The organism is Chryseobacterium elymi, from assembly GCF_003385495.1.
In the GTDB taxonomy this organism is placed as follows: Bacteria; Bacteroidota; Bacteroidia; order Flavobacteriales; family Weeksellaceae; genus Chryseobacterium; species Chryseobacterium elymi.
On record NZ_QNUH01000017.1, the window covers coordinates 67,049 to 81,120 of the forward strand.

14 protein-coding genes are annotated in these 14,072 nt (G+C 36.3%); 3 read left to right on the forward strand and 11 right to left on the reverse strand.

Going from position 1 to position 14,072, the window contains the following annotated elements; translation table 11 throughout:
• Positions 1–5: 5 nt before the first annotated feature.
• The 9 genes from DRF60_RS16660 to DRF60_RS16700 all read right to left on the reverse strand — a co-directional run bounded on the left by DRF60_RS16660 (position 6) and on the right by DRF60_RS16700 (position 7,186).
• A complete protein-coding gene (locus DRF60_RS16660) occupies positions 6–419 on the reverse strand; it encodes a nuclear transport factor 2 family protein (protein WP_116013279.1) in 414 nt (137 codons plus the stop codon).
• A 3-nt stretch (positions 420–422) separates the two neighbouring features.
• Positions 423–950 (reverse strand): TetR/AcrR family transcriptional regulator, encoded by a 528-nt coding sequence (locus DRF60_RS16665; protein WP_116013281.1) that lies wholly within the window; start codon positions 948–950, stop codon positions 423–425.
• Positions 951–1,111: 161 nt separating this feature from the next.
• Positions 1,112–2,155 (reverse strand): TerC/Alx family metal homeostasis membrane protein, encoded by a 1,044-nt coding sequence (locus DRF60_RS16670; protein WP_116013284.1) that lies wholly within the window; start codon positions 2,153–2,155, stop codon positions 1,112–1,114.
• A 177-nt stretch (positions 2,156–2,332) separates the two neighbouring features.
• Entirely contained in the window at positions 2,333–2,941 is a 609-nt protein-coding gene (locus tag DRF60_RS16675; RefSeq protein ID WP_116013287.1) for a TerD family protein, read from the reverse strand.
• Positions 2,942–3,003: 62 nt separating this feature from the next.
• A complete protein-coding gene (locus DRF60_RS16680) occupies positions 3,004–3,927 on the reverse strand; it encodes a hypothetical protein (RefSeq protein ID WP_123902697.1) in 924 nt (307 codons plus the stop codon).
• A gap of 39 nt (positions 3,928–3,966) precedes the next feature.
• Positions 3,967–5,136 carry a toxic anion resistance protein gene (locus DRF60_RS16685; protein WP_185144598.1) on the reverse strand — a complete coding sequence of 390 codons (1,170 nt, stop codon included), beginning with the start codon at positions 5,134–5,136 and terminating at the stop codon, positions 3,967–3,969.
• A gap of 2 nt (positions 5,137–5,138) precedes the next feature.
• The gene (locus tag DRF60_RS16690) at positions 5,139–5,696 is read right to left on the reverse strand and encodes a TerD family protein (RefSeq protein ID WP_116013292.1); all 558 of its coding nucleotides are present in this window, start codon (positions 5,694–5,696) and stop codon (positions 5,139–5,141) included.
• Complete coding sequence (locus DRF60_RS16695) at positions 5,686–6,510, reverse strand: phosphoribosyltransferase family protein (RefSeq protein WP_116013295.1); 825 nt, start codon at positions 6,508–6,510, stop codon at positions 5,686–5,688. The genes DRF60_RS16690 and DRF60_RS16695 overlap by 11 nt, the downstream gene beginning before the upstream one ends.
• Before the next feature lie 7 nt (positions 6,511–6,517).
• Entirely contained in the window at positions 6,518–7,186 is a 669-nt protein-coding gene (locus DRF60_RS16700) for an HAD family hydrolase (RefSeq protein ID WP_116013297.1), read from the reverse strand.
• A gap of 115 nt (positions 7,187–7,301) precedes the next feature.
• Between DRF60_RS16700 and DRF60_RS16705 the strand changes: the two genes are divergently transcribed.
• Positions 7,302–7,871 (forward strand): translation factor GTPase family protein, encoded by a 570-nt coding sequence (locus tag DRF60_RS16705; protein ID WP_238640228.1) that lies wholly within the window; start codon positions 7,302–7,304, stop codon positions 7,869–7,871.
• A gap of 380 nt (positions 7,872–8,251) precedes the next feature.
• Here DRF60_RS16705 and DRF60_RS16710 read toward each other — a convergent pair whose 3' ends face one another.
• A complete protein-coding gene (locus tag DRF60_RS16710; RefSeq protein ID WP_116013300.1) occupies positions 8,252–9,790 on the reverse strand; it encodes a SulP family inorganic anion transporter in 1,539 nt (512 codons plus the stop codon).
• A gap of 564 nt (positions 9,791–10,354) precedes the next feature.
• On the opposite strand from DRF60_RS16710, the gene DRF60_RS16715 reads away from it, so the two are divergent.
• Positions 10,355–10,786, forward strand: coding sequence for a transposase (locus DRF60_RS16715; RefSeq protein WP_116013303.1), 432 nt, complete (start codon positions 10,355–10,357; stop codon positions 10,784–10,786).
• Entirely contained in the window at positions 10,767–11,147 is a 381-nt protein-coding gene (locus DRF60_RS16720) for a helix-turn-helix domain-containing protein (protein WP_238640229.1), read from the forward strand. Before DRF60_RS16715 ends, DRF60_RS16720 begins: the two co-directional genes overlap by 20 nt.
• 1,072 nt (positions 11,148–12,219) lie before the next feature.
• Here the strand turns inward: DRF60_RS16720 and DRF60_RS16725 are convergent.
• Positions 12,220–13,737, reverse strand: a complete 1,518-nt coding sequence (locus DRF60_RS16725) for a TROVE domain-containing protein (protein ID WP_116013308.1) — start codon at positions 13,735–13,737, stop codon at positions 12,220–12,222.
• Positions 13,738–14,072 lie beyond the last annotated feature (335 nt).

Genomic DNA, 14,072 nt, shown 5'->3' on the forward strand with positions numbered 1-14,072 from the left:
TATCGTTATTTAAACTTCCTATCTTCTTCTTTGATGCTTACATCATTGATGCTTGCATATCTTTTCTGCATAAGACCGTTGTTATCAAACTCCCAGTTTTCATTTCCGTATGCTCTGAACCAGCTTCCGTCCTGGTTTTGATATTCATATTCAAAACGGACTGCAATACGATTGTCTGTATGGGCCCAATATTCTTTTTTAAGCTTATAATTGAGTTCTTTGTGCCATTTTTTCTGCAGAAAAGCAACGATTTCCTGCCTTCCGGTAATGAAGGTATCCCTGTTTCTCCACTCACTGTCAGCGGTATAACCCTTGGACACTTTTTCAGGGTCCTGACTGTTCCAGGCATCTTCTGCCATCTGTATTTTTTCTATTGCCGTTTCAAGGGTGAAAGGCGGAAGCGGATGTTTCTGTTCCATTTTTTAAGGAATTAAGTTGTTGATTATTTTTTTTGATCTTTCTATGAGTTCATTGGATTTAAAAAGCTGGCTTTCTATAATACTGCTTTCAAAAAGCAAATAAATATGATCTGAGAGAATATCATCCATCAAAAGTTTTGTGAAATAATGTCTAAGGTCTGTTTTATGATGCTGGATGACGTTTAAAATTTCAGCATTATTCATAGGTATTTCTGACAGAGTATTCAGGAAACTACATCCCTGAAAGTTTTCTTTCTGATTCATATGGATCAGAAAATCGAAAGATTTCAGGACTCTTGATTTCGAGGTTTCTTCCTGTGCGCAAAAATGATTCAATTCATTGAACCAATATTGATGTCTTACATTCAAATATTCTACACACAGGTGATCCTTAGATTTAAAGTACTGGTAGAAACTTGCTTTTGCTACTCTAGCTTCAAAAATAATCTGATTAATACCTGTAGAATTGTATCCCTGCTTACCAAATAAACCAGAAGCTGTCTGAACAATTCTATCTCTTGGTGATGCCATCTGTTTTAATTTATAAGACAAATATACAACAAAATTCAAAGCATACAGACAAGTCTGTCTATTTTGCAATTATTTTAAATCAAAAATATGTTTGGACTAACATAGAAAAAGCCCTGAAATTAAATTTCAAGGGCTTCTATTTTTAAAGAAAATTATTAGATTTATTGATCTTCCAGTTTCTCTTTTTCCTCATTTTCCTTTTCAGGGAACATAATGGATATAAGAACAGAAAGTACCAATACACCTCCTACGATTCCCAATGAAACCGGAGACGGAATATGGATCCACGGAGCGATCAGCATTTTTATCCCGATAAATGACAGGATAATAGCCAGTCCGTAAGGAAGCTTGCTGAACATATGGATAAAGTTCGCCAACAGGAAATATAAAGATCTTAATCCTAAGATCGCGAAAATATTGGATGTATACAGGATGAATGGGTCATTTGAAATCGCGAAGATCGCCGGAATAGAGTCTACGGCGAAAAGAACGTCAGTAAATTCAATAACGCCAACTACTACTAAAAGTGGTGTTGCCATTTTAATTCCGTTTTGAACAGTGAAAAATTTATCACCATCGTAATTATCGGAAACTTTCCAGAAGTTTTTGATCAGTCTTGCACCAGCTGTATTGCTGTAGTCTTCATCATCATCGCCATCCCCGTCACCCCAGGATTTGATCCCGGCATATACAAGGAAAAGACCGAAAAGAGTCATAACTACGTTGACTTGTACAGCTTTTCCGAAAATATTCATTTCAGGAAGATACGTCAGGTTAATAAGTCCTACTCCTGCGAAGATAAATATCGCTCTGAATACCAATGCTCCGATGATTCCCCAGAAAAGAACTTTGTGATGGAGATATTTCGGAACTTTAAAGAATCCGAAAACAAGGATGAATACGAATAAATTATCTACAGAGAGGGCCTTTTCAATCCAGTAGGCAGCCTGATACTGTGTAAATTTCTCTACAGCCACGGCATGGCTTTCAGGACTTCCGTCTGTATTGAAAACCCAATACACTACCCCGGAAAATATCATGGATAATGAAATCCATACGATAGACCAGATGGTAGCTTCTTTGGACGATACTTCATGGCTTTTTTTGTTGAATACTCCTAAATCCAGGAGCAGCATGATAACGACCGTTACCGCAAATCCCCACACCAACCCCGGGTGCAATTCTAAAATACTTTGATGTTCCACTTCAGTTTATGTTATTATATGATAAAAGCAATAAATGTACGGTACGCACAAATATTGCTAATTTTTAATTTTTTTATTTGATATCAATATTATAAATAAGTTTGGCTAAAGCCTGTAAAACTATTCATTTTTATTGAACTAAGATCTCATTCTTATTTCTTATTGATTATCTATCCTTTATAAATAGTTGGCCTGAACCGTCTGGATCGTCTGCTCCAATTTCCTGTCCGAGGTAGGATCTCCGATTGCATTGAACTTCCATTCACCGTTTCTTTTATAAAAAACACCCATTACCATAGAAACATGTCCTTTGAATGAAGCATCATTGGCAATATCATATTTAGCAAAAACCTCTCTTACATTGGTAGGAGTTCCCTCATAAATACGGATGGAAGCAAAAGGAATGGTTCCGAAATCCTGTCCCTGATAGCTGTTCAGTACCAGTGCAACGTGTTCTATATTCGGCTCCAGCTGGCTGAAGTCTACTGTGATTACTTCATTATCCAATCCATCATCTCCGTTTATGTCTCCGGTAAGGTCGTCCCCGCTATGTCGTACAGAACCGTTTCTTGACTTCAGGTTTCCGAAATAGATTACTTCTGTAAGTGTTTTATTTGAATCAAACAAAATACAGCTTCCGTCTAAGTCTACTGCTTCTTTTTTTGTTCCGAAAAATCCTTTTTTCTCAATTGCTCCCCAATTGATTCCTACACAGGCCTGGGTAAGCTCGGCACCGTTTTCCTTTTTCAGGTTGATTCTTTGACCTTTTTGTAAGTTAATAGCCATCTTTTTATGGTTTAGTATTGTTATTTTATTTTTGGGCGAAATGATAGTTTTTTCTTTCCGCTTTAATTATTATTCAGATTTAAATTAAGCATTGCGCGCAGAATATTCGTTTCTTCATCAAAGTCGAATATTTTGCTCATAATATCTATATTTTCCAGGTTTTTAAGATAGTCTTTCAGCACATTTTCCACTTCTGCAGGAAGCATTCGCTTTCTTTCAATAATGGAATTCTCCAGCAGTTCATTTTTGTTTTTCAACTGATTGATGATTGTCGTCTGGTTCGACTGGTTCTCGGAAATATCAAGCTTTTCCAAATCACCGCTAAACAGGTAGAGTTTTTTTTCATCAACACCGAAAATAAAATAATCATCTGACTGAAATATCCTGAAGAGCTCATATTCATAAGTCCCGATCAGATAACCGCAAACAAAGCGTACCTTAAAGTTCTGGATATTCAGTCTTCCCAAAAGTTTCCTTTCTATTGTATAATCTTTATACTGATAAGAAGGAAAATGCCGGGATTTCAGCTGTTCTTCATCTGCATTAGTCCTGTAGAACTCTTGTCCATATCTTTTATGGAAATACAGAACCTTGTTCCAGTCTGCCGTAAAGATATTTTCGGTAAGATCTTTATAGAGCGTTTTCAGATGTTGGGAAAATATACCGCTGTACATTTTCCGTTCGGTATGAAAGCTGTCTCCACGCCTTTCTTCAAAACCTCCAATATATTTATTATTAACGTCAATTTCATTAATGACAGCCAGCATATCATTTTCCTTCTGTCTTTTTATCTTGGTGAGAAGTTCTATGAGGCTGTCGGTATACTGCAGGTGAAAAAGTTCCAGCTTATGATAGTCCAAAGCCTTATTTTCCTGAAATAAATTATGTATAATATCTGTTTTGATGTAAATAGATATGACATCAATATGTTCAAAAAAATTAGCAAGAAGTTTAAGCTTTGTTAATCTTCTTTTACTCTGAGACATTATGGTTGCTGCATCATCCCCCACCTTGGTATCCTGTTATTAACCTCTGACGTTTGCTTTTAATTCATGTTCCAGAGTCTGAAGATCCTGATCCAGTTTTCTTCTTCCTTCAGCACCTTGCTTTTGGATCTGTTTTACTTCATTCAATGTATTGATCAACATTGATGTTGTTTCTCTCAATGTTTCTACAGATACAATGGTCTGCTCGTTTGCTCTCGCTACATTCACTGAATTCTGACCCAGACGTTCTGCATTTTTCTTAAGGATCGCTTCCGTAGTGGAAGACACCTTCTGCTGGATCTCAATATTCTGCTGTTGTCTGTACATTGCTACAGCCAATGAAAGCTGGTTTTTCCAAACAGGAAGTGTTGTGGTAAGAATCGTCTGTGCCTTTTCAGCAATAGAAACGTTGTTATTCTGTACCAGCCTGATTTGCGGAAGTGACTGCATCATGATGATTCGTACCACTTTAAGATCAGCCATTCTTCTGTCTAATCTTGCGATAAAGTCTCTTTTGTCCGCTATCTGGTAATCCTGATAGCTCTGCGGATCGGCTTCCATTTGGGCCAATTCTCCTGCAGCCCTTTCCATTCTTACATTTCCTGCGATCACAAGCTCTTCAATCTGCTTGATAGAATTCACATTGCTCTCAAAGATCGTCTGTAAAACAGCATTGTCTTTGGTAGAAGTGATAATTCCGGCATTTACTTTATGAGCAATCTGTTCAATGTTGTTGATGATCTTATCATATTTCGCAAACAGATTTTCTACCTGCGAAACAATTTTTTTCATGAACGGGATCTTGCTCAGGAAGCTTTTCACTTTATTCTGTTGAAGTTCATCAACGTCTACATAGTTAAGCTCCACCAACAGATCATTGATAAGCACTCCCACTTCTCCTGAGTTGGATCTTCTTACGTTTCCTAAAAAGCTGTCACTTTGGTTGGATAACGTTTTCTGAAGTTCAGCACCATAGTTCACAATGGAACTTGGATTGGTCTCATCAATGGAATTGGCAAGAACCTCATATTTTTGACGTTCTTCCACCTGCAGCTGATTCAGATTTACATTTCCTTCTTTATCCACAAGAACCGCAGGTGCTGTATTTTGTACAGGCTGACTCGGTGGAGCCATTGGGGTGGGTTCAAATGTTTTAAGAGGTTCAATTGATCCCATTGGATCTATGGGTTGGTTGTCCTGGTTGTCCATAATTATTTTTGATAAATTGATACGAATTTGTCAAGGCCTTCTCTCTGACCAGCCCCAACAGCTTCAAATTTCCATTCTCCGTTTCTGTTGTAGATTCTTCCGAATTCTACTGCAGTTTCAATAGAGAAGTCTTCGTCTAATTCATATTTCAGAATTTCTTCGTTTGTATCTGTATTGAAAATTCTGATGAAAGAATTTCTTACCTGTCCGAAGTTCTGCTTTCTTGCATCAGCATCGTGGATCGTTACCACTACTGTAATTTCCTGAATCGCGGAATCTATTTTTGTAAGATCTATCTTAATCTGCTCATCATCTCCTGAGCCTTCACCGGTAAGGTTGTCTCCTGTGTGAATAACGGATTTGTCCGGGGATTCTAGATTATTATAGAAAATAAAGTGATTGTCTGATACTAGTTTTTTGTCCTCGCCCAATAAAAATATAGAGGCGTCAAGGTCAAATGCAGCTCCTGTAGAAGTATTATTGATATCCCACCCTAAACCTACAGTGAATTTAGGTGCATTAATGTTTTCTCTTTGTCCTTTTTGTAAGTTAATAGCCATAATATAATTCCGTTTGCGTTAAAGTATTGATGTTATTTTCGTATTCTTTTATTAAATGATAATTATTGCTGATGGCCAGCTCCAAAAGCAAGTCCATCTGCTCCTTTTTTACTTTAGACGTAAGATAGTCAAAATTACTTGAATCCAGACCTAAAATATATTTCACAATTCTTGTATTAAATTCAAAACTTGGCTTTACCATTACTTCTGCAACGTGTTTTACATTTTTCACTGCATAATAATTGAAATGGTTTTCGATCTTCGGATCAATATCAAAGTTCATCAGTTCAGCATAATAGAGAAACATAAAATCCGCTTTCACATTATATTCATTCAAGATCTTGTTCACCGTATATTCGTGGCTTCCGGTAATTTTTATATCGTCTATAAAAATACAAAGTTTTCCACGTAAAAAGTCCTTGTCAATATAATAAGTATCATTCGCAATCAGATTTTTACGATCTTCAAAATTAAGGTTCCCATAATCCGTGATATAGGTATGGTTACGATTGATCTTCGATAAAATGCTGGACCTCATTCCTTTCTGAAAAAGATACATGTCCAGATGCTTTTTAAAGAAAAAACATAAAAAATTAGAAGCTGTAGGAATCGCCATATACGGACTTGGAAGAACTACAATCTCCTTTTCTGTATCTAAAAGCTCAGCATGTTCCGCAATAAATCCGCTGAATAATTCTTTAGCAAACTTTTCAGCATACGACTTATCTCCGTATTTGAAATAGCTGTATTCTGCGGGTGAAAAAGTGAACTCATCCGCCGAATGAATGTGATGTAAGCTATATCTCTTATTCATATTAATTTTAATATTTAAGTAGGTGTGCACTGAAACCAAAATCTTTTGCTCCTTTAAAATCTGCTACCGGATTGTCTCCGATGTGAAGAATACGGTGCATAGGAAGATCCGGGTCTTTAAGATTATTTTTCACTTCCTGGAAAATAAGGGGGTTGGGTTTGGAAATATTGATCTCATCTGAATAAATGTGAAAGTCTATATACTGATCCAGCTCTTCCTGAATCAGAAATTTCCTCATTGTTCTCCCTTTGATAAATCCCGTATTGCTCAGAATATTAACCGTCTTTCCTTCATTTTTGATCTGATCAAAAAATTCTTTTATGTTTTCGAAAATGATAACGGGTTTATATTCCAGAAAAAGCTCTTCACTCTTCAGATAAAAGCCGTTCAGTATTTCTTTATCCAATTGTCTTACATCTATATCCAGCGAACCCAGAATCAGTAAATACATTTCAAAAGTATCAATATTTCCTCCTGTAACTTCATTGATTGTATTGCAAAGATCGTCGTAATATTTTACGGCTTTCGTAACTTCCTCTACAGGTTTATTAATATCAAAAAACGAGATGAACAGCTCAACTCTTTTTGTTTTAAATTCAGGGTGAGATTTGATTAAGGTGAGCCACAGGTCAAAAGAAAAATGACAGTGGTTATGAATGTCGATATCCGTTTTCAATAGTTTTAAGTTAAAAGTTTTATTTAGCTTTCTTGAAAAAGATTTAAAATTGTTTAATCATCAACAAGTGTTTCATTGGTATTCTTCCCAAAGATAAAATTTTTCTTACAAAAGCATGACGTACTTCTCTGTTTTAAGAAATTTTTATGAATTTTCACCTACTTTTCTACTGATTGCAGTCAGGCTTAACCATTTGTTTAAATTCGCTGATCAAAAATTTTCTAAAAAATTTTGGACAATCAAAAAAGGTTTCAGAGAAGCTATGGAAAACGGACCTCTTAAAGGTTATCCTTTGGAAGGTATGAAGATCAGACTTCTGGACGGTTCTTTCCATAACCAGGATTCTGCCGCATTTGATTTTGAAAATGCTGCGAGAGACGGATTCAGAGCAGTTGCTTTATCATGCAGTCCTAAACTTCTGGAACCTGTCATGCAGGTGGAAATCCAGAGTATTGAAGAGTACACGGGCGCTGTAACTGCTGATATCAACCGAAGAAGGGGAATTATTTCGTCGATCGATGAAAGGTCAGGAAGAAAGATTTTCATGGCGGAAATTCCGTTGGCCTCTACGTTCGGATATATTTCCGATCTAAGGACTTTAACGAGTGGAAGAGCATCAATCAGCATGAAACTGTCGCACTATGCTTTGGTGCCGGATTTCATTGCCAATACATTAGTAACCTAAAAAACGAGGGCTGTAAAATGATTTTACAGTCCTTGTTTGGTTATTGCAGGGTGAAATGTGAATGTTCAATCGTGAATTTAGCGTGCTATTTAACCACAAAAGTCACAAAAGTTCATGCTTTAAACACTTTAGATCACTTTAGTTTCAAAAGTTTTACCATCCTGAAAACAAGAAGATCACATAAGAGGAAATCAAAGATTTTCATAAAAACTTTAATGTACTTTATAGGTAAAATACATTCAACTTAAAATAACCGAAGTGTTTGAAAAAACTTTTGTGACTTTTGTGGTTAATGTTTTTGCTTCCCACAGATTTTTAAATTTCTGAATCTCTAAATCTTTTAATAATTTAAATTTTTAAATCTTTCAATTTCAAATTTCCTACTTCTCCGGCATCACCTTATACGTAGGATCTTCCTGGATATTGACTTCGATAACGGCTTCAGCATTTTTCAACATTTTACGGCAGTCCTCACTGAGATGGTGAAGGTATAGTTTTTTGTTCTGCTGACTATATTTTTTAGATAGTTTATCCAAAGCATCAATAGCGCTCATATCTACAATGCGGCTTTCTTTGAAGTCTACTACGACTTCGTCAGGATCATTCATCAAATCAAACTTATCCATGAATGCGGTTACTGAACCAAAAAACAGGGGACCGTATATTTCATAATGCTTCACTCCATTTTCATCGGTGGATTTTCTTGCGCGGATTCTTTTTGCATTATCCCAGGCAAAAACCAATGCAGCAATTATAACTCCTACGAGTACTGCCAATGCAAGATTGTGAAGAATAATGGTTATTAAGGCTACAGTAATTCCAACAAAAATATCAGACTTTGGCATTTTATTGGCAATCCGGATGGAAACCCATTGAAATGTACCTATGGCGACCATCATCATAACTCCCACCAATGCTGCCATGGGTATTCTTTCAATAAAAGGTGCTCCGAATAAGATAATAATGAGGATCATCACTGAACCGATAATTCCGGACAGCCTGGCTCTTGAACCTGCATTGAGATTGACCAATGTCTGTGCTACCATTGCACAGCCTCCCATTCCCCCGAAAAAGCCATTGGTCATATTGGCTATTCCCTGCGCTACAGATTCTTTATTGGCATTTCCTTTTGAATTGGTGATCTCATCTACCATTGACAGTGTCAAAAGAGACTCGATAAGGCCAACTCCAGCCATTACCAAAGCATACGGAAATATGATCTGCAGCGTTTCTAAAGTAAAAGGAATCTGCGGAATATGAAAACTTGGAAGATTTCCACTGATGTGTGCTATATCTGCCACTGTTTTTGTAGGAATATTAAAACTAAAAACTATTGCAAAAACTACAATAATTGCGACTAAAGAGGCAGGAACAGCCTTTGTGATCTTAGGAAAAAAGTATACAATAGCAATGGTAAGAGTTGTAAGTCCTGCCATAATATATAAGGGCATTCCCTGAAGCCAGCCGGAAACTCCTGCGCTGTCTGTTATTTTAAACTGTTCTATCTGGGCCATAAAAATAATGACTGCAAGGCCGTTCAAAAAGCCGTACATCACAGGTTGTGGAATAAGCCTTACAAACTTTCCCAGCTTAAAAACTCCGACAAGCATTTGAAAAATCCCTGCAAGGGCAACGGCTGCAAAAAGGTATTCTATTCCGTGAGATTTTATCAGAGCGATCAAGACAACAATAGTGGCTCCGGCTCCTCCCGAAACCATCCCGGGACGGCCTCCTAAAATTGCAGTGATAAGTCCCATCATAAAGGCAGCATACAGCCCGGTAAGCGGGGACAATCCGGCTAAAATCGCAAAGGAAAGTGACTCAGGGATCATGGTCATGGCCACTGTAAAACCAGCCAGAAGTTCGTTTTTATAATTTATTTTTTTCGAGAAATCGAACAAGCTTATTGTATTTTTCATTGAGCTGCAAAGGTATATACTTGAAAGATGGTATGCAATTACTATGTTTGATCTTTTCATTTAAAATAATTCACATACTCGTATAGTTAATTTGTTAATTTTATTTAAAATTCATTCTGAAAGATATTTTTTATGCATTTTTGAGAATTAGATTCTATTTTTTCTTTAAATTTGAAAACTAACAGGCAGATTATTTACTAGCAATTAACATTTTACAATTAGTATGATCTGTCGATACTAAGGTCAATAGTTAAAAATATTACGTAACTGTATAAAAAAGTTATAATGGCGTATTCCTACAGAACTATGATAAAGGCAATATAAATCAATTGATTAGGAATAAAATATTCTTAAAAGATAGATAGCCTGAAAACAATATCGGCTGGTCATCCCTCGAACTGCCGACTGTACATAACCAAGGCATGGTACTGAGCTTAAATTTCCTTTTTTGCTGCCGCTGAGATTTCTCAGCGTACCTGTATTTTACCCGTGCTTTCATTCGCCTAAACGTAATATATTTTCTATTTTCTTTAATTATTAATTTAAAAAAATAGTACCCAATAAATGTTATATAAAGAAATTCATATAGGAAAGTTTATCAAGGAGATGGTTGATGAAAATGAGATATCCATGGACAGGATCTGCAATTTCCTCAATAAGGATGATAAATTTATAGAAAATATATACCAAAGCAGATCCATAGATACGGATTTACTTTTGAGATGGAGCAAGCTTCTGGAATATGATTTTTTCAGACTTTACAGTTCACATCTCATCCTTTATGCACCTCCATCTGCCGTTAATAAGAATCAAAAGAAATCTGATAAGATCCCTTATTTCAGGAAAAATATTTATACCCAGGAGATCAAAGACTTTATTATGAAAAGGATTCTATCCGGCGAGATGACCTACGGTGAGGTCATCAAAGAATATTCTATCCCCAAAAGCACGCTTCACCGATGGCTTCAGAAAAATAATGATACTACTAACGGATAAACAGAAATTCTTTATGCGTCCAAATTACAAAAAGATATATTATGATATGCTGAGGCTGGAGCATCCGGAAAAGCTTAAAGACCCAAAGATCAAAGAACTCTTAGGAAAACTGAATACTACTGAAGATATATTAAATTTCAACGAAAAGATTTTTGAGCAGTCGAAAGAAAGCCAGATCAACAATCAGAAGCTTAAAACTTATGATAAGGCAACCATGTTCAAGCTTTTACAGTATCAGAATAAGCATGGTTTTTCTACCAGCTATATGTCACGAAAATATAAGATCAGCAGAACAACGATTATGAACTGGAAGAAAGCTTTCGAAGAAGAAATAGAACAAGTAATTAATGCCGGCGAATAATTGGCCGGCATTTTTTGTAAAAGGTAATGATCAAAGAAAGTAAAGGGATGTCTGTGCCGGATTCGAACCGGATAGCCTTGCCTGAATTACCGACTTCGCTATTCCTCCCCAAAAATGTGTGACGATGTAACTTTCCTTTACGACACTTTTATATTTTAAAACAAGGCAACAGATGAGAGTGTATAAGCGTGCTCTAACCAACTGAGCTACTCTTCCTATTGATAGACTGTGTTTTTTGTGGAAGAGACGGGACTCGAACCCGTGCCCCCGTCGTGATGAGCGAAGTAACACTGTTCTACGGCACTTGTTTATTTTCTAATTTAAAGAGGCTAAAGGCGGGAAAACTGCTTGATAAACCATCAGGCTTATTTTGGAGTCGAACCAATTGTAACCGAAGTAAGTTTTCTCTAACGGCACTCTTTATTTAATCAAGGTAATTTTCGTACAGACACTTTTATGCTTACGTCTTACTATTAGACTACTGCTTTCACAGACAGGATTTGCACCTGGATCTTAAGCCCGGAACGAAGTATTTCTATACTACGACACTTGATATTAACTTTTTTACTGTTTAAATTTATAAACTCATTTAAAATGAGTTATTTTTATAAATCAAGGTAACAATGAAAGGATCTTCCGTGCATTTGCTCTACCTGCTGAGCTACCTCTCCTTTTCGAGGGAAAAGGCAGGAATTGAACCTGCGACCCAATGTTTCAAAATCCCGAAGTATGATCCTAAAACGACACTTGATTATTAAATTTTCATGGTTATTTGTTTTAAATTTTATTTTTCATTTTATAAAAACCAAGCAATAGATCATAAAGGTTTTTGAATGTATTCAAATTGGAAGTTTGACGATGAAACTCTTATTGTACGGCATTGGTTTGTTTAACCGGGCTATTAAGCAGAAAGACTTTGTTTCAAGTCGGAGTCGAAGAAGTTCTTTCCTTACGGCACCGGATTAATAACAATGCAAAGTTATTTGTAAAGTGCGCATTCTTTTTACGCAGTTAGTTTTATTTCTGTTATTGTAAGATTAAAATCATTGATCATTGATGAAAGCAGCGCCTTTTACAGCACTACTTTTTTAATGATTTGAACGGCAGACTTTCTGTCTTCCAGAGCATTCAGTACATCGAAAACCTTGTCGGACCAGCCGGCAATAAGATATACGTCATTTTTTCTGATATCTAACGGCTGTTTTCCGTAACCTGCCAGATCAAAAATATATAATTTTGCATCCGGAGCCATACTTTTGTATCTGTTCCAGGAATCTTCAAAAGAATGTCTGGTCCCATTGCTGTTCCACAACTGAGTGTCGGTAAACACCATTACTTTATCTGTTCTCTCTCTTCTTTTGATCAGATCTTCAATCACCAGATAACCGTTGGTGGAATAACCTACTTCGCCTTCACGCTTGTAAAACTCATTCACGTTTCTCAGAATACCGTTTTTAGGCATCGGCACTCTCTTCCAGCTGTCACCAAACATACCGGTGATTACATTCTTACACTGTGACTGCAAGATCATAGCCATCAGTAATCCGATATCGTACAGCAATACTTTACTTTTAGGAGAAACAGGCTGTTGCATAGAACCTGAAACATCCGCTGCAATGGCCACCGATGTGTTAAAACCAAAACCTTTAATGTTTTTTGCACTCACCATCACAGCATCTTCCAATGCTTCCAAAATAGATGACAGGTAAGGTGAATCAAGAGTCTTCAGTTCCCTGTAAGCAGCTAAAAATCTGAACGGAAGCTGTTTTGAATTCATGACCGCTTTTTCGTTAGATAAATAGGTACAGACTTTATACATCGCATCAGAAGAAACACCTGCTTCTATAATATTTCTCAGGTTTCTTAAGGTTGCCATATAACCCAACTTATTACTGAAGATCAATTCTTCCCATTTATTTTTAAATGCCTGCTTTTTTTCGGTTTCATTAGCAAATTTTGTCTGACCTAAAACGGAAAGCTCAACTTCCCATGTGTAAGGAATTTCAAGAGTATCGCCTACAATTTTGTTAAAAACTGCCTGCTGATCTTCATCTTTTGCTTTCGGGTGAACCAAAAATAAGGCATCTTTAAGCGTTACTTCTGCTTTTCTGTTGTATTTTGCGAACTGGTATTCATCAAATTTATTGAAAGACTTCGCAAGGCCTTTCTGGATCTGCTTGGAAAGCTTGTTTAGCTTTTTGATTTCTGTTCTTTCATTAGCAATCTGATAGTAAGCTAAGAGTTCAGTGATTTCATCCGCCCTCTGAACAACACCATCTACTGTTTTGCTCACTAAGTCTGTACCTGAGGCTTGTTTTGCCAGTTCTGCAGTCAGCACCAGAGGAATAGAACGTAAATACATATCTTTTCTCGCATAAACCGCCAGCTTAGCTACAAATTCAGGGTCATTTTTTTTGATCAGAGATTGAATTCTTTCCAATCTGTCATTTCCTTTTTCATAAGATGTATTGGATAATCCTGTTGTAACAACAGCACTATATAGTTCTTCGGCAGGGGTCATACTAAATGCCTTTGCACCTTCGTAGTTCACTACGGTATTTTTCTCTTTTTTTAAAAAATTAAATTTCATGAGTTACTGTTTTTTTGTTAAACATGCAGAAGATCATCTTCCTCTCTGATTTCTTGATGCAAAGTAAAAACAGTATTACGCAATCTTTTTGCGCAGCGAATATTTATGTGAATTTTTTTATTTTGAGAAAAATATTCCCACATATTTACTTGCACAAATTGTGGAAATTTGTACTTGAAAATTTAGGTTTTGGCTGAAGCCAATGATTATGATTATATTTTGTAAGCGGGCTAAAGCCCAATGTCATTAAGTTAATGATTTAACATTTTGACTTACAGTTATTTACTCTTGTTTTTAAGACTTATTTTTCGTATATTTAACAGTGAATCAATCAG